Source organism: Amorphoplanes friuliensis DSM 7358 (assembly GCF_000494755.1).
In the GTDB taxonomy this organism is placed as follows: domain Bacteria; phylum Actinomycetota; class Actinomycetes; order Mycobacteriales; family Micromonosporaceae; genus Actinoplanes; species Actinoplanes friuliensis.
The window spans coordinates 7,513,064-7,528,814 of record NC_022657.1; the positions used below are offsets into that span (position 1 = coordinate 7,513,064).

Genomic DNA, 15,751 nt, shown 5'->3' on the forward strand with positions numbered 1-15,751 from the left:
CTGTCCTCGCACCGCCCCTCGGAAGGACCCCCGGATGCGCATGAAGTCCCGCGTTCTGTCGCGGCGCTGGATCGCGGTGGCCGCGGTCGTCGTCACCGCGATACCGGCGACCGCGTTCGCCACCCTGCCCTCCGGCCCGGAAGCGCTGCCGCACGCTGTCGGCGGTGTCATCCAGAGCACCGTCCGTGTCACCGCGAAACCGGCGACCGGTGGTGTGCACGCCAACGAGGTGCTGCCCACGAGTGTCGACCTGCGGCAGTACGCCCCGGCGGTCGGCGACCAGGGCCAGATCGGCGCGTGTGTGGCGTGGACGATCGGCTACAGCATCATGGGGTACTGGGCGAACCGGACCAGTGGTGTCGGCGCCCCGTACGCGCCCCTCTTCCTCTACATGCGCAACGTCGCCAAGGGCGGGGCTCCCTCGGCCGGGCTGAACCCGGACTCGGTTCTCGCCAACGCGGCGTCGGGTGGTGTCGACACCCAGGCGAACTACTGGCAGGGCACGGCGAACTGGCAGGCCGCGCCGACACAGGCGGAGATCGACAACGCGAAGAACTACCGCGTGGGCAACTGGAGCCGTCTCTTCGCCGGCGCGAACCAGGGTGCCGGCGCGCAGACCGCGATCATGCAGACGCTGGCGTCCGGCAGCCCGGTCGCCCTCGCGATCCCGGTCTACAAGGACTTCATGTACCTGCGCAGCCACAACCTCTACACGACCGTCAGCGGCACGAACCTGGGCGGTCACATGATCGCCGTGTACGGGTACGACGCGCAGGGTGTCTACATCCGGAACTCGTGGGGTTCGGTGTGGGGCAACAGCGGTGACGCCCACGTCGCGTGGAGCTTCATCACCAAGGCCGCCACGGGTGGGTACGCCGTCAACGGCATCTCGACCCCGGCCTCCCCGATCCCGCTGCTGCCGACCGTCGGCGCACTGTCCACCGTCAAGGCCCCGGCGGGCACCTCGGTGACGATCACGGGCGCCGGTCTGTCCAGCGCCACGTCGGTGCGCTTCGGCGGCGACGAGGCCACCTTCACGCAGCAGACCGTCGGCGGCCTGACCAAGCTCGTCGCCGTCGCCCCGCCGCACGCCGACGGGGTTGTCGACATCACGGTCACGAACCCGACCGGCACCAGCGTCGCGAGTTCGACCAGCAAGTTCACCTACGTCCCGCCGGCGCCGGGCATCACCACACTGAACCCGGGCACCGTCGTCACCCTCGGCGGGACCACGGTCACGCTGACCGGCCGTGATCTCACCGGTGTCACGAGTGTCAAGGTCGGCACCACGGCCGTTCCCGCCAAGGCGGTCACCCCGACGTCGCTGAGCTTCGTCGCTCCGGCCCGGACCGCCGGAACCGTCCCGGTCACCGTGACCAACACGTACGGGACGAGCACGCCGGCCGGTCAGCTGACGTACGCCCTGCCGCCGGCCCCGGCGGTGAGCTCGATCGAGCCCGGCAGCGGTCTCACCTACAAGCGGACGGCGGTTGTCGTCACCGGTACCGACCTCGCCGGGACCACCAAGGTCACCCTGGGCGGTACGCCGGTCTCGTTCCAGAAGGTGTCCGGCACCCAGCTCAAGCTGACCCTGCCGGCCGGCACCGCCGGGGCCCGGACCCTGCAGATCACCACCCCGGGTGGCAGCAGCACGGCCACCGAGGACAGCACGTTCACCTACCTGACGCCGCCGGTGCCCGCCATCACCGGGGTCACGCCGAGCAGCGGCCTCACCTACCTCCGGACCCCGGTGGTGATCACCGGTGAGAACTTCACCGACTCGACCAAGCTGACCCTGGACGGTGTCGCGCTGTCGTACACGAAGGTCTCGAGCACCCAGATCAAGGCCACCCTGCCGGTCCACGCGGCCGGGGCCGCCGGCCTCCAGCTGACCACCCCGGGCGGCACGTCCGCGACGGGCTCGGCGGCGCAGTTCACCTACACCGCCCCGCCGGCCCCGGCGATCACCTCGCTCAGCGTCACCTCGACCATGACCAGGACCTCCACCCCACTGCTGATCACCGGTACGGGTCTGACGGGCGCCACACGACTGACGGTCGGCGGCACCTCGACGACGTTCACCAAGGTGTCGGACACCCAGCTCAAGCTGACGCTTCCGGCGCGGACGACGGCCGGTGCCGCACCGATCGTGGTGACGACGCCGGGTGGCACCAGCGCGCCGATGCCGTTCACCTTCCTGCCCCGGCCCTGACCCTGACCCTGCTCCGACGATGGCTGACGGCCGGCGGTGATCCGCCGGCCGTCAGGCGTTCAGCAGCTTGAGGAGGGTTCGCAGGCGGAGGGCGTCCTGGGCCGGTGGTGCGCCGTAGGCCCGGCGGTATTCGCGGGTGAACTGCGTTGCGCTCGCGTAGCCCACCTTTTCGCCCACCAGCGCGGCGGTCGCGTCGCCGGCCACCAGCAGTCGCCGCGCCTCCTGCAGGCGCAGGCTCTTCTGGAACTGCAGGGGGCTCATCCCGGTCGCGGACTTGAAGTGCCGGTGCAGCGTCGCCGTGCTCATGTGGGCGACCGCCGCGATCGCCTCGACGCTCAGCGGTTCGGCGAAGTGCTGGTGGATCCAGCGGGCCGCCCCGCGCACCTGCGTGACGTGCGACTCCGCCAGCGCGAACTGCCGCAGCACCGGCCCCAGCGGGCTGCCCAGCAGCCGGTAGAGGATCTCGCCCTCGATCCGGCCGGCCAGCGCCGGGATGTCCTCCGGGGTGTCGAGCAGGCCGACCCACCGGACCACCGCGCCGATCAGCTCGGGACTCATCCGGGCCGTGGTCATCCCGCCCGGGTCGGTGGACTCCCGCCCGGCCGCGGCACCGAGCTCCAGCAGCAGGTCAGCCAGCACCTGCTGGTCGAGCTGGAGCACGGCTGACCGGTACGGCATGCGCTCGAAGGTCGCGGTGATCGGCATCTCCAGCGAGGCGAGGAACATGTGGCCGCTGTCGACCTGCCAGTTCCGGTCCCCGGCCGCCGTACGCTTCGAGCCGCTGCCGACGAAGCAGATCATCGGCGTGTAGAGCATGTCGATGGCGCCCGGGCGTTCGTCGGCGGAGACCAGTCCCAGGCGCGGAACCTCGGTGTCCGTCCAGAAGCCGGCCGTGTGCGCGGCGATGACACGGGCAAGATCTTCGATCATCCCTCGGCCCTCCGGGTGAGAGGATCAGGCAAGACTATGCGGCTGCGGGCCCATGACGCCAGGCGCCGGCGAACCTAGCGTCGAAGCCATGACGAACATGCACAAGCGGCAGCTCGGGACCCAGGGCCTCGAGACGTCGGCGATCGGCCTCGGCACCATGGGCATGACCATGGCGTACGGCGCGGCGGACGACAAGAACAGCCTGGCGACCATCCGGCGCGCCCACGAGCTCGGCGTCACCCACTTCGACACCGCCGAGCTGTACGGCCAGGGCGAAGGCGAACGCATCCTCGGTGAGGCAGTCCGCGGCTTCCGCGACGAGGTGGTGCTCGCCACCAAGTTCGGCTTCGACTTCACCGACCCGGCCCAGTACGGCGTTGCCCTCGACAGCCGCCCCGAGCACATCCGCGAGGTGGCCGAGCGCAGCCTGACCCTGCTCGGCACCGACCACCTCGACGTGCTCTACCAGCACCGGGTCGACCCGGACGTGCCGATCGAGGACGTCGCCGGCACCGTCGGCGAGCTGATCAAGGAAGGCAAGGTGCGGTTCTTCGGACTCAGCGAGGCCGGCCCCGAGACCATCCGGCGGGCACACGCCGTCCAGCCCGTCTCGGTGCTCCAGACCGAGTACTCGCTGTTCGAACGGGCCGTCGAGACCGACGTGCTGCCGGTGCTGCGCGAGCTCGGGATCGGTTTTGTGCCGTACTCGCCGCTGGGCCGGGGCTTCCTCACCGCGGACGTGCGCCCGGCCGCCGAGTACCCCGACGACGACATGCGGCACTGGGACGACCGCTGGCAGCCCGGCAACTACGAGACCAACGTCGCCTCGGTCGGCGCGCTGACCGACCTGGCCACGAGCAAGGGCATCGCGGTGACCCAGCTGGCCCTCGCCTGGCTGCTGGCCCAGGGTGACGACATCGTCCCGATCCCGGGCACCCGCAGCCCGGAACGGCTGGCCGAGAACGTCGCCGCCGCCGGCTTGACCCTGACCGAGGCCGACCTGACCCGCATCCAGGAGATCCTGCCCCGCGGCGCCGCCGGCTCCCGATACCCCGAAGCCTTCATGCCGTCCTGGTGAGGCGAGGAGGTCCGGATGGGGAAGCACTTGCCTTGACGCCGGTGACAAGGCTTAGCGTGCGAGGCGACCTGGGAGTGAGGTGAGCCGGATGCTGATCGGGGAACTGGCCGAACGGGCCGGTACGAGCACCCGCACGCTGCGCTACTACGAGCAGCACGGGCTGGTCGAGCCGTCCCGCGACGCCAACGGGTACCGCCGCTACGACGAGGCGGAGTTGCGGGTCGTGCACGAGATCCGGGCTCTGCTGGCCGTCGGTTTCGGGCTGGACGACATCCGGCCGTTCGTGGCCTGTCTGCGGGCCGGCAACACCGCCGGTCACGTCTGCCCCGACTCCGTCGCCGTGCTGCGGCGCAAGCTCTCCGAGGTCGAGACCTATCTGGACCAGCTCGCCGACGTCCGCGACCGGTTGCGGGGCCAGCTCGTCCAGGCCATCGAGGAGAGAGAGATCCGATGCCTGAAGATTCGCTGACGACCGTCACCGACGACACGTTCGCCGAGCTGGTGCTGGGGAGTGAGCTGCCCGTCGTCCTGGACGTCTGGGCGGAGTGGTGCCCGCCGTGCGGGCCGGTGGCGAGGACCCTCGCCGAGCTGGCCGGGGAGTTCACCGGCAAGCTCGTGATCGCGCAGCTGAACATCGACGAGAACCCCGTGACGGGCCGGAACTACCGCGTCATGTCGATGCCGACGCTGCTCTTCTTCCGGCGGGGTGTTGTCGTGCACACCATCGTCGGCGCCCGGCCCAAGTCCCAGCTGCGGCAGGCCCTGGCCGGTTCGTTCGAGGCGTACGTGAACCGTTAGCCGACCTCGGTGCCGTGGTCGAGCACCTTGGCGGAGACCTTGAGCGTCTTGTGCTTCTGGTGGCCGCCACCGACCGTGTAGATCGCGTACGTGTGGGTCTCGATCGAGCCGACCGGGCCACCGCAGGAGAACGTGAACTCCTCAGTCCCCGACTGGGCGACCGGGCCGTACGTGCCGGGCGTACCGGTGGGGTCGTCGACCGAGAGGGCCGCGGAGTCGGCGCCGGTGATCTTCCACTTGATGATCAGAGGCACCGCCTCGGCGCGGAACACCGCGGTCCCCTCGGCGCACTTCGGCTTCTGCACGACCTTGAACGAGACGACGCGCGGACCCTGCGGCTTCGGGGCGTGGGTGGTGTACGTCGGTGCGGGCGAGGAGTGCGTGGGGGCACTCTTCGCGGGCTTCTTGTGCTTCTTCGACGAGGTGGCCGAGGACGACGGGTCCGGGCTCGCGGTCGAGTCGCCGCTGAGATCCTCGGTGCCGCCCATGCCGGCCGGGATGCTGCTGGCCGCCGGGGACGCCGTGGCGCCGATCGCGCCGCAGCCGGTGAGCCCGGTCAATGCGGCGGTGGCCAGCACAAGGACGGTCGGAACGCTGCGGTGGATCTTCATGGCGGGCCTCCTGGCCGGTTCGTCCGCCCCTGTGGGCGTAGAACTCACAGTAGGAGCGCGGTCATCGGCAGTAATCCCGGAAACGTGCCGACCCCCACAGCCCCGTTCACGTTTCTCTGCTAGACAGATCGGTGCTTCACCCCTGACGTCCAAAGGAGACACCCGGTGTCGCGATCCGACCTGTCCCGGCGTTCCCTTCTTCTCACCGGCGGCGCTGCCGCAATCGGTGCCGGCCTGCTCGGCGGTGCCGCACCGGCCTCGGCCCACCCGGCCGACGACCCGGTGACCACTCCCGCTCAGGCGCTGGCCCGGCTGCTCGCCGGCAACCGCCGCTTCCTCGCCGGTCACGCCCGGCACCCGCACCAGAGCCTGCGTGACCTGCACGAGCTCGCGGCGGGCCAGCACCCGTTCGCCATCACGGTCGGCTGCGCCGACTCCCGCGTCTCCCCGGAGGTGCTCTTCGACCAGGGCCTCGGCGACGTCTTCGACAACCGCGTCGCCGGCAACATCGTCGACGACCTCCTGCTCGGCAGCATCGAGTTCGCCGTCGAGGAGTTCGGCAGCCCGCTGATCGTGATCCTCGGCCACGAGCGCTGCGGCGCGATCAACGCCACGATCGACGCCATCCGCACCGGCGGTCAGGCCCCCGGGCACATCGGCGTCATCGTCGACGCGCTCCGGCCGATCGTCGAACCGGTCCTGACCCAGCCCGGCGACGCCACCGAGAACGCCGTCCGCGCCAACATCCACGCCCAGGCGACCGAGCTGCTCTCCCGCAGCGAGCTGATCGCCGAGCACGTCGCGGCCGGTGAGCTGCGCATCGTCGGCGCCCGGTACGACCTCGACGACGGCCGGGTCAGCCTGGTCGGCTGAAAACCCGGGCCCGCGTTTTCCTCAACCACGGGCCCGTTCCGGCGATGGGTTCTCCCGATCGGTGGCCGTCGCGGTCGTCGATCGGGAGGAGGCGCGGCATGAGCAGCACCAGCCTCGTGCGTGAACGCCCCGCCGGCGCCGCCGCGGTCCAGGTCACGGCGCTGCTCCAGCACGCCGAGGAGAACCGCCTGGCCGGCGACTATCGGGCCGGCTCGGCGATCGCCCGGCAGGCCGCGACCCTCGCCGCCGCCGCCGGTGACCTCGCCGGCGAGGCCGAGGCCCTGCGATCACTGGCCAACCAGCTGCTGCGCCTCGGCGAGCAGGAGAACGCCGCCAACGCCTGCCGCGAGGCCGTGGCCGTGCTCGAGACCGTCGGCGACGAGGCCGCGCTGTGCCAGGTGCTCACCCTCCAGGCGATGCCGCTCAACGAGCTCGGCATGCACGAGGAAGCCCTCGACGTCCTGGCCCGCGGTCGCGAGATCGCCCAGCGGCTCGGCGACCGCGACCTGCTCTACTGGGTGCACAACCGCACCGGCGTCGTGCACGGGAGCATGGGCAACCGCAGCCTGAGCACCGAATATCTGATGCGGGCGCTCACCATCGTCGACGGCATGGACGCCGAGGCCCGCTTCTGCATCCTCAACAACGTCGGTGACAACGCCGTCTACCAGGTCGCCCAGCTGCGGTCCGACGGTCACCCCGACGCCGCCGACGAAACCCTGCAGACCGCGCTGGGCCTGGTCGACGAGGCTCTGCGGCTGGCCCGCGACGCCGCCAACCCGTTCCGCGAGTCGATCTGCCTCGACAACTACGGCATGCTGCTGGCCCTCGACGGCGACTTCGCCGAGGCCGGCCGGATGATCGAGGACTCGCGCGCCATCGCCGCCATCCACGGATACCGGTCCCTGGAGTCGGCCGCCCTGCAACACCAGGCACACGTACGCCTCATGCGCGGCGAGTGCGCGGCGGCGATCGACGGGCTGCTCGAAGCCCTCGACCGTGCCCTGGAAGCCGGCGAGAAGCCGATGGCCATGGAGATCCACCGGGAGCTGTCGGAAGCGTACGAACAGGTCGGGAACTTCGCCGCGGCGCTGGGCCACTACCGCTCGTTCCACACGCTGGAACGAGAAGCGCACAACGACGTCGCCGCCGCCCGCGCCCGCATGGCCGTCCACCACTTCGAACTCGACAACGCCCGCCTGGAGGCGAACAACCTGCGGCTCGAGGCGGAACTGCACCGCGTCCGCAGCGCCGAACTCGAAGCCGACAGCCTGAGCTGGCAGCGGCAGGCATCGGAGGACGCGCTCACCGGCCTCCCGAACCGCCGCTACGTCGAGCTGCGCCTCCCCGAACTGGCCGCCACCGGCCCGCTCTGCGTCGCGGTCGCCGACGTCGACCTGTTCAAGGGTGTCAACGACCGCTTCGGCCACTTCGTCGGCGACGAGGTCCTCCGCCAGATCGCAGCCCTGCTCCGCGACAACGTCCGCGACAACGACCTCGTCGCCCGCTTCGGTGGCGAAGAATTCCTCATCGCCCTCGGCGGCGTCGACACCGAGGACGCCCGGGCGCGGTGCGAGGTCCTCCGGGCGCAGGTGGCCGCGTACCCGTGGGACTGCCTGCAGGAAGGCCTGGCCGTGACGATCAGCATCGGCCTGGCCATCGTCGGGGAGGGCGGCGACCTCCCGGCCGGCCTGACCCTCGCCGACCAACGCCTCTACGCCGCCAAGAACAAGGGCCGCAACCGCGTCGAAGCCGACGCCTGACGGGAACGTAACCGGCAATCGGCGCATCGCGGTCGGCTTGGCCCGGCTCTTCGGTCACGGTCTGAACGAAGGCACACCGTCGTCGTTATGATCTCCCGGTCACGCGGCCGAGCGACGGGGGGACCGCGAGGATGAGCCTGGTGCTGCGGCGCGCCCGCGCGGCGAAGAGCCTGCTGCTGGCCGCGACGGGGGTGACCCTGATCGCGACCGCGCTGCTGACCAGCCTCGTGGCGTACAGCCGGGAGGTGGTGACGTCCGGCGGGCGTGAGGCGGTGCTGGCGGCCTCCGCCGAGGAGCGGTCGGTGCTGGTGCGCGGGACGGCCGGTCGCAGTGCGGCCGAGCTGGCCCGGCACGACGCCGCGGTTCGTGCGCAGTTCGCCGACGGGCTCGACGGGCGTGCCACCACCGTTTCCGGTGCCGGGTATGCCGCCGGCCGTGAGCTCTCCGGACCCACGGGCGACGCTGTGCCCGACGCGGGCGGCGCCGTCTTCGCGTCCATCGTTTTCCTCGACGGCCTGCAGGACCATGCCGAGCTCCGCTCGGGTGCCTGGCCGAAGGCGGGAGCGGCCGACACCGAGACAGCGGTCGGTGAGGCGGCCGCCACGATTCTCGAGGTCGGCGTGGGTGACCTGCTGCCGGTCACCGATCGGCTCACCGGGCGCGTCTCGCGGCTGCGGATCACCGGTCTCTGGCGTCCGCGAGATCCGGCCGAGCCTTACTGGCAGCTGGCGCCGGACGTGACCACGGGCGCCTCGCCGCAGTCCGCCACGTACGGGCCGATCGTGGTGACGCGGGAGGACTTCGACGCGCGTTTCCTGCGGAACGCGTCGGCCGGGTGGCTGGCCGTGCCGGACCTGACGGGCGCGGCACCCGCCGACGTGACCGGGGTGGCCGAGGCCGTCCGCACCACCGCCGCAGGCCTGCCCGCGGCCGCCGGACTCGGCACCTCCGCACTGGTCACGACGCGGATCGACGGGCTCGGGCAGCGGCTCGCCCGGGGTGACCTGGTCGGGCGGTCCGCGCTCGTCACCCCGATGCTGCTGGTGATCGTGCTCAGCGGGCTGGCACTGGTACTGGTCGCCGGGCTGCTCAGCGAGCACCGGCGCGGCGAGTCCGCCCTGTTGCGGGCCCGCGGTGCGGCACGACTGCAGATCGCCGGTCTCGCCGCGCGGGAGTCGCTGCTGGTCGTGGTTCCGGCCGCGGTGGCCGCGCCGCTGCTCGCCTCGGCCGTGCTGCGCACCGGTACGCGCCCGGACACGCTGCTCTGGCTGGTCGCCGTCGCCGCGGCTGCCGGGTGTGCGGTGGCGATCACCGTTCCGGCGCTGCGCGGCGGGGGCACGTACGTCGCCGAGATGGCCGACCGGTCCCGCCCCAGCCGGCGTTCCGTGGTGCAGCGGGTCGGCGTCGACCTGGCCCTCGTGGCGCTGGCGGTGCTCGGGTGGTTCCAGCTGCGGCAATACGCGTCACCGCTGGCCGGGCGTTCCGGCAACGGTCTCGGCATCGACCCGTTCCTCGCGGCCGCACCGACCCTCGGTGTCCTGGCCGGGGCGACCCTCGCGCTGCGGCTGCTGCCACCGGCGGGCCGGATGCTCGAACGCTGGGTCGACCGGCGCGGCTGGGTCGGCACGGTCTTCGGCATGTGGCAGGCCGGTCGCCGGCCGCACGCGGGCCCGGTGCTGCTCCTGGCCCTGGCCGTGGCGGCGAGCACGGTCGCCTGGTGCCTCGCCGGTTCGTCGGAGCGGTCGGCCGTCGACCAGGCCGATCACAGTGTCGGCGCGGATCTGCGGCTGGTCGAGACCGGCAGCACCACCCCGGCCGACCGTCCGGCGCAGGTGGCGGCGTTGCCGGGTGTGACCACGGCCCTGCCCGCCTGGCACTCCGAGTTGCAGGTCGGTGCCGGTGGTGACCCGGCCGAGCTGATCGCCCTCGACGCCGCGGCGGCCCCGGCGGTCGTGCGCGTGCGGCCCGACCTCGCGGACGGTGATCCCGCCGCGCTGTTCGCCGCCCTGTCCGCCCGCCGGATCACCGCACCGGTGATCGCGCTTCCGGCCGGTGCCCGCAGACTCACCGGCACGCTCTCCGGTGGCCCGTCCGACACGACGGCGGTGTTCACCGGTGCGGCCGGCGACACCGTACGCATCCCGCTGGGCCGTCCCGGCCGGTTCGCCATCGACCTGCCCGCCTCCCCCGCACCGTTGCGCCTGGCCGGGTTCGCCGTCACCGCGCGCGGCCTCAGCGGGAGCACCGTCTCGTGGCGCATCGGCGCGCTGGCCACCGAGTCCGGCCCGCTGGCGTTCGACGGATCCGGCTGGCAGGCACTGCAACGCTCGGTGGATGTCGGTCAGCTCCAGCCGGGCACCGGCACGATCGGCACCAGCGTCACGATCGGGGACAACGGTGAGGCACCCTTCGCGGTGATGCGCCCGTCGAACGGCAAGGCGGTGCCCGTGGTGGCGACGCCCGAGGCACTCACCGCACTGCACCTCGAGCCGGGCCGGTCCGGAACCCTTCGGCTGGCCGGCGCCCAGGTCATCGTCCAGGTGGTCGGCACGATGACCGCCGTCCCGGGTACGACCGAGGCCGCGGCGGTGCTGGCCGATCTGCCCTCGCTGAACACCGTGCTGCTGCACGACCAGGGCATCGCCCGCGCCCCGCAGGAGTGGTGGCTCACGTCTTCGGCGCAGACCCACACAGCAACCGCGGCCGGCGCCGACCGGCTCCTCGGGCTGACCGTCCTGGACCGGCGCACGGCCGCCGACACGTTCGCCGGGGGCGCGTACGGCACGGGTGCGCGGACCGCACTCTTCGCCGCCGCCCTGGGTGCGCTGCTGCTGGCGGCTGTCGGCATCACCGTCGACGTGCGGACCACCGCCCGGCGGCGCATCACCGAACTGGCCGTCCTGCACACCCTCGGGGCCGGCTCGCGGCTGCTGGCCCGTTCGATCATGGTCGAGCAGGCGTTCCTGGCCGGGATGGGTGTTGCGGTCGGGCTGGTGGTCGGTGTCGGTGTCGCGGCCACGATGGCGCCGCTGCTGATCCTCACCCCCACCGCCGGCCGGCCGATCCCCGCTCCGCTGCTGGAGTTCGAGTGGCCACGGGTCCTCGGCACCGCACTGCTGCTGCTCGTTCTGGCCCTGGGTCTCAGCGCGCTGGTCGGCACGACACTGCGCCGGCGGCTCGCCGTCGCCCAGCTGCGGATCGGGGCGGACCGGTGAGCGCCACGATGCGGCGGCTCCGCGCGTACGCGGGGCACTGGGCTCTGCTCCTGATTTTGACCCTGGTCGCCGGGCTGCTGGCCGCCGGTCTTCCCCGGCTCGCGAACGAGTTCACGGACCGTGGTCTGCAGGGCGACGTGACCCGGCTGCCGCACACCGTCCGTGATGTCTCCTACCGTGCCGCCCCGGAGCTGAAGACGCAGCCGTCGACCGCGCTGGCGCAGCTGCCGACCGTCGAGAGCCGGCTGCCCGCGCCCCTGCGCGCGCTGGTCGAGGACCGCTGGGCGTCGGGGCAGGTGGGACCGCTCGGGCTGAGCGCAACCGGGCCCGGGATGTTCGCGCAGGCGTGCACACCGCAGCCGCAGATCCGCACCCAGACCGGCACCGAGCAGGCCGTCCGCCTGGCTGAGGGCCGCCTGCCGCGCAGCGGCCAGATGGTCGAGACAGTGCTGTCCCGCGACGCCGCGACCACGGCCCAACTCCGCGTCGGCGACACACTCACGGTGGCGGGTGCGACAGGCACCGTCCTGGTACGCGTGGTCGGCGTCTTCGACCCGGTCGACGCGGCGGCGCCGTTCTGGGACGACCAGCGGCTGGAGAGTGTCACCTGTCCCCGGCCGGACGAGGGCATGACGTTCCGGCTGACCCTGCTGACCGACGCGGCCGGGCTGAAACTCGCCACGAGGACGGCGCCGGCCGCGTACGCGTGGCGCTTCCGCATCAACGCGCAACGTCTGCGCGCGTCGGACATCCCGGAGCTGACCGCGGCGCTGGTGGCGGCGCGGCGCACTCCGCCGCTGCCGGGCACGCTGCTCGAGACCGGCCTCGACGGCACGCTGACGACCTTCGACCAGAAGCTGCGCGGGGCCCGGGCCACCCTGGCCATCGTGCAGTCCGGGCTGCTCTCCACGCTGGCCGGCCTGGTCGTGCTGGCGGCGCTGCTGCTGGTCGACCGGCGGCGGCAGGAGTTCGCGCTGCTGCGGGCGCGCGGGTCCACCGCGACCCGGGTCGGCCTGCGCACGCTCGCCGAGACGCTGCTCGTCGCCCCGGCCGGTGTGCTCGGCGGCTGGGCGATCGCGCTGCTGCTGCCCGGGCGGCCCGACGCCGGTGAAAACGTGCTGCTGCTCGCGCTGCTGTTCTTCGCCACTCTGACCGGGCCGGTGCTCGCGGCCCGGGCCCGTAGTGCCCCCGGGCGGGCCCGGTTGCGACCGTCCGCCCGGCGTATCACCGCCGAGGTCTTCCTGGTCGTCGTCGCCGTGCTGGGGGTGGTGCTGGTGCGCCGCCGGGGCCTGTCGGGGACCGTCGACCCGTACCTCGTGCTCGTGCCGGTGCTGCTCGCCGCCGGTGCCGCACTTGTTGCCGTACGCCTGCTGCCGTGGCCGTTGCGCCAGATCGGCCGGTTGGCCGCGCGGGCCCGGGGCGCTCTGCCGTTCCTCAGCCTGGCCCGGGCCGGGCGGGGTGCGGCCGTCACCATCGGCCCGCTCGCCGTGCTGGTGGTCGCGATCGCCACCGGCGTTTTCACCGGCGCGGTCAGCGAGACCGTCTCGGGCGCCCGCGATCAGGCCACCGACCAGGAGATCGCCGCCGACGCGGAGGTGACGGGCTTCGGCTTCGCACCCTCGACCACCGGGCTGCTCACCGCGGTCCCCGGTGTCACCGCGGCGGCACCGATGCTGATCGGGTCCGGGGTGCCGCTGACCGCCGCCTCGGGCCGCCGCACCCAGGCCCAGCTGCTCATCGTGGACGGTGCCGCCGCCGACGAGGTGATGTCCCGCAGCGGCGTCGGTGTCCGCCTGCCCTCCGCGCTCTCGGCCACCGCGTCCGGCGGTCCGGTGCCGGTGGTGGTCTCCCCCGACGTCGCGGCCGAGGTCGGTGCCGGTGGTGTCATCGTCGTGCAGGGTCAGCGGTACGACTTCCGGGTCGCGGCCGTGCAGAGCGCCATGCCGGGGCTCGGGGTCAGCGTCCGGCGGTTCGTCGCGGTGCCGTGGCGTGCCCTGCCCGTGCCGGCGTCGCAGCCGCTCGTCCCGACCCGCTACCTGGTCGCGGCGGGGAGCTTCGACAAGGCGGCGCTGCTGCGGGCTGCGGACACCGGTCAGCGCGAGTACTACCTGGGTCTGCTCCAGCGGACGATCAACGCCGACGCCACCGCGGTCTCGGACGCGCAGCTGCCGCGCCGGGCGACGGCAACAACCTGGCAGGAGTACCGGCGCTCGCTCGAGGACAGCGGCGCCAACGCCGTCCTCAGCTTCACCTTCACGGCGGGCGCGGCCGGTGCCGCCGCCCTCGCCCTGCTGGCGGTCGGGCTGACCGTGCTGGCCGACGCGCCCGGCCGCGGCCGTACCCTGTCCCGGCTCCGCACGATGGGCCTGTCCCTGCGGCAGGGCCGGCGCCTGCTCATCTACGAGCTGGTCCCGCTGATCGGCGTGGCGCTCGTCGCCGGTGGCCTGGTCGGCGTCTTCCTGCCCCGGCTGATCGGGCCGGCGCTGGGCCTGGACGCGTTCACCGCCGGCCTGCCCGCCGGCACCCGGGTCGGCCCGTGGCTGCCCGCTGCCGCACTGCTGCTCGTCGCCGCCGCGCTGGCCACGGCCGTCGTGGTGGAAAACCTGATCAACCGCCGGATGCGCCTCGGCGACGTGCTCCGCCTCGGAGAGGAGAACTGATGGCGGTAACCGATCTCGGTGAGCTGCAACGCCGGGCGGCCGAACGTGCGGCAGCTCGCGCGGGCGGCACCGACCGGCTGCGGGGCCACATCGTCTGCGACGGTCTGGTCCGCATCTTCAAGACCGAGGGTGTCGAGGTGGTGGCCCTGCAGGGCCTCGATCTGGTGGTCGACCGCGGCGAGCTGCTCGCCATCGTCGGCGCGTCCGGCTCGGGCAAGTCCACGATGCTCAACATCCTCTCCGGCCTGGACGTGCCGACCGCGGGCATCGCCCAGGTCGCCGGTTTCGACCTCCTGACCCTGACCGCCAAGCGGCGCCTCCGCTACCGCCGCAAGGTCGTCGGCTTCGTCTGGCAGCAGACCGGGCGCAACCTCCTGCCGTACCTGACCGCGCGGGAGAACGTCGAGCTGCCGATGAGCCTGGTGGGCCGGGCGAACCGCAAACGTGCCATGGAGTTGCTGGAGATGGTCGGTGTCGCCCACTGCGCGGGCCGCCGGCCCGACCAGATGAGCGGTGGTGAACAGCAGCGCACCGCCGTCGCGGTTGCGGTCGCCAACGACCCCGAGGTGCTCTTCGCCGACGAGCCGACCGGCGAGCTCGACGAGGCGACCGCGGCCGACGTCTTCGGCGCGCTGCGCACCATCAACGCCGAGCTGGGCGTGACCATCGTGATCGTGACCCACGACCACACCGTGGCCGACCAGGTACGCCGCACCGTGGCGATCCGCGACGGCCGCACCGCCTCGGAGGTACGCCGCACCGCCCGCACCGGCGCGGACGGCCTCGAGGAGATCGTCTCGGAGGAGTACGCCGTGCTGGACCGTACGGGCCGCATGCAGCTGCCCGCGAACTTCGTCGACGCGCTGACCCTCAAGGACCGTGTGAAGCTGACGCTGGAGCAGGACCACGTGCAGGTACGGCCCGGCGATGAGTGACCCGCTGATCGAGGTGGACGGTGTCGGCCGCGACTACGGCACCGGTGACCGGACCGTGCACGCCGTCCGCGAGGTGTCGTTCGAGGCGGCACGCGGGGAGCTGGTGGCGGTCCGCGGCCGGTCCGGGGCCGGCAAGACCACGCTGCTCAACATGATCGGTGGTCTCGACCGCCCGACCCGCGGCGTCGTCCGCGTGGCCGGCGTCGACGTGACGTCCGCGAACGAGGCGCAGCTGCTCGACCTGCGCCGCTCCACCATCGGTTTTGTCTTCCAGTCGTTCGGCCTCATCCCGATCCTGTCCGCGGCGGAGAACGTCAGCGTCCCGCTGCGCCTCAACCGGCGACCGGCCGCCGAGCGCGAGGAACGCGTCCAGCTGCTGCTGGAACTGGTCGGTCTGGGCGGGCAGGCGGCCCAACGACCCGGCGAGCTCTCCGGCGGCCAGCAGCAGCGGGTGGCGGTGGCCCGGGCCCTGGCCAACGACCCGCCACTGCTGATCGCCGACGAGCCCACCGGCCAGCTCGACTCGGAGACCGGCCGCTCGATCATGGATCTGCTCCGGGCCCTGGTCGACGCCCGCGGCATGACCGCCCTGGTGGCGACCCACGACCCGTCGCTCATCGACCGCGCCGACCGGGTCCTGACGTTGCGCGACGGCCGCCTGGCTTGAATCTCCCCC

Annotated in this window: 12 protein-coding genes; 10 read left to right on the forward strand and 2 right to left on the reverse strand. The window is 72.6% G+C overall.

Annotation, left to right across the window (positions count from 1 at the left end; genetic code table 11):
- Positions 1-34: 34 nt before the first annotated feature.
- Positions 35-2,212: an IPT/TIG domain-containing protein gene (locus tag AFR_RS45540; RefSeq protein WP_023561474.1), complete on the forward strand. Its 2,178-nt coding sequence runs from the start codon at positions 35-37 to the stop codon at positions 2,210-2,212.
- Positions 2,213-2,263: 51 nt separating this feature from the next.
- Here AFR_RS45540 and AFR_RS34570 read toward each other — a convergent pair whose 3' ends face one another.
- Positions 2,264-3,142 carry an AraC family transcriptional regulator gene (locus tag AFR_RS34570; RefSeq protein ID WP_023561475.1) on the reverse strand — a complete coding sequence of 293 codons (879 nt, stop codon included), beginning with the start codon at positions 3,140-3,142 and terminating at the stop codon, positions 2,264-2,266.
- Between the two features lie 88 nt (positions 3,143-3,230).
- Between AFR_RS34570 and AFR_RS34575 the strand changes: the two genes are divergently transcribed.
- From AFR_RS34575 to AFR_RS34585, 3 genes are all read left to right on the forward strand, one after another.
- The gene (locus AFR_RS34575) at positions 3,231-4,220 is read left to right on the forward strand and encodes an aldo/keto reductase (protein WP_023561476.1); all 990 of its coding nucleotides are present in this window, start codon (positions 3,231-3,233) and stop codon (positions 4,218-4,220) included.
- Between the two features lie 88 nt (positions 4,221-4,308).
- On the forward strand, positions 4,309-4,689 hold the full coding sequence (locus AFR_RS34580) for a MerR family transcriptional regulator (protein WP_023561477.1): 381 nt from the start codon (positions 4,309-4,311) through the stop codon (positions 4,687-4,689).
- The gene (locus AFR_RS34585; RefSeq protein ID WP_023561478.1) at positions 4,671-5,018 is read left to right on the forward strand and encodes a thioredoxin family protein; all 348 of its coding nucleotides are present in this window, start codon (positions 4,671-4,673) and stop codon (positions 5,016-5,018) included. The genes AFR_RS34580 and AFR_RS34585 overlap by 19 nt, the downstream gene beginning before the upstream one ends.
- Here AFR_RS34585 and AFR_RS34590 read toward each other — a convergent pair.
- The gene (locus tag AFR_RS34590; RefSeq protein WP_023561479.1) at positions 5,015-5,629 is read right to left on the reverse strand and encodes a hypothetical protein; all 615 of its coding nucleotides are present in this window, start codon (positions 5,627-5,629) and stop codon (positions 5,015-5,017) included. The two genes, AFR_RS34585 and AFR_RS34590, sit on opposite strands and share 4 nt — an antisense overlap.
- Positions 5,630-5,794: 165 nt before the next feature.
- On the opposite strand from AFR_RS34590, the gene AFR_RS34595 reads away from it, so the two are divergent.
- The 6 genes from AFR_RS34595 (at position 5,795) to AFR_RS34620 (ending at position 15,742) form a co-directional block, all read left to right on the forward strand.
- Positions 5,795-6,502 carry a carbonic anhydrase gene (locus AFR_RS34595; RefSeq protein ID WP_023561480.1) on the forward strand — a complete coding sequence of 236 codons (708 nt, stop codon included), beginning with the start codon at positions 5,795-5,797 and terminating at the stop codon, positions 6,500-6,502.
- Between the two features lie 98 nt (positions 6,503-6,600).
- Entirely contained in the window at positions 6,601-8,265 is a 1,665-nt protein-coding gene (locus tag AFR_RS34600) for a GGDEF domain-containing protein (RefSeq protein ID WP_023561481.1), read from the forward strand.
- Positions 8,266-8,396: 131 nt separating this feature from the next.
- Positions 8,397-11,480, forward strand: coding sequence for an FtsX-like permease family protein (locus tag AFR_RS34605; protein ID WP_023561482.1), 3,084 nt, complete (start codon positions 8,397-8,399; stop codon positions 11,478-11,480).
- Positions 11,477-14,140 carry an FtsX-like permease family protein gene (locus tag AFR_RS34610; protein ID WP_052359537.1) on the forward strand — a complete coding sequence of 888 codons (2,664 nt, stop codon included), beginning with the start codon at positions 11,477-11,479 and terminating at the stop codon, positions 14,138-14,140. The genes AFR_RS34605 and AFR_RS34610 overlap by 4 nt, the downstream gene beginning before the upstream one ends.
- Entirely contained in the window at positions 14,140-15,075 is a 936-nt protein-coding gene (locus AFR_RS34615) for an ABC transporter ATP-binding protein (RefSeq protein ID WP_023561484.1), read from the forward strand. The genes AFR_RS34610 and AFR_RS34615 overlap by 1 nt, the downstream gene beginning before the upstream one ends.
- Positions 15,068-15,742 carry an ABC transporter ATP-binding protein gene (locus AFR_RS34620; RefSeq protein ID WP_023561485.1) on the forward strand — a complete coding sequence of 225 codons (675 nt, stop codon included), beginning with the start codon at positions 15,068-15,070 and terminating at the stop codon, positions 15,740-15,742. Before AFR_RS34615 ends, AFR_RS34620 begins: the two co-directional genes overlap by 8 nt.
- Positions 15,743-15,751 lie beyond the last annotated feature (9 nt).

Bases quoted from the DNA above. Each gene is read 5' to 3' on its own strand.
- AFR_RS45540 (WP_023561474.1), top strand. From the start codon at position 35: ATGCGCATGAAGTCCCGCGTTCTGTCGCGGCGCTGGATCGCGGTGGCC.
- AFR_RS34570 (WP_023561475.1), bottom strand. From the start codon at position 3,142: ATGATCGAAGATCTTGCCCGTGTCATCGCCGCGCACACGGCCGGCTTC.
- AFR_RS34575 (WP_023561476.1), top strand. From the start codon at position 3,231: ATGACGAACATGCACAAGCGGCAGCTCGGGACCCAGGGCCTCGAGACG.
- AFR_RS34580 (WP_023561477.1), top strand. From the start codon at position 4,309: ATGCTGATCGGGGAACTGGCCGAACGGGCCGGTACGAGCACCCGCACG.
- AFR_RS34585 (WP_023561478.1), top strand. From the start codon at position 4,671: ATGCCTGAAGATTCGCTGACGACCGTCACCGACGACACGTTCGCCGAG.
- AFR_RS34590 (WP_023561479.1), bottom strand. From the start codon at position 5,629: ATGAAGATCCACCGCAGCGTTCCGACCGTCCTTGTGCTGGCCACCGCC.
- AFR_RS34600 (WP_023561481.1), top strand. From the start codon at position 6,601: ATGAGCAGCACCAGCCTCGTGCGTGAACGCCCCGCCGGCGCCGCCGCG.
- AFR_RS34605 (WP_023561482.1), top strand. From the start codon at position 8,397: ATGAGCCTGGTGCTGCGGCGCGCCCGCGCGGCGAAGAGCCTGCTGCTG.
- AFR_RS34615 (WP_023561484.1), top strand. From the start codon at position 14,140: ATGGCGGTAACCGATCTCGGTGAGCTGCAACGCCGGGCGGCCGAACGT.
- AFR_RS34620 (WP_023561485.1), top strand. From the start codon at position 15,068: ATGAGTGACCCGCTGATCGAGGTGGACGGTGTCGGCCGCGACTACGGC.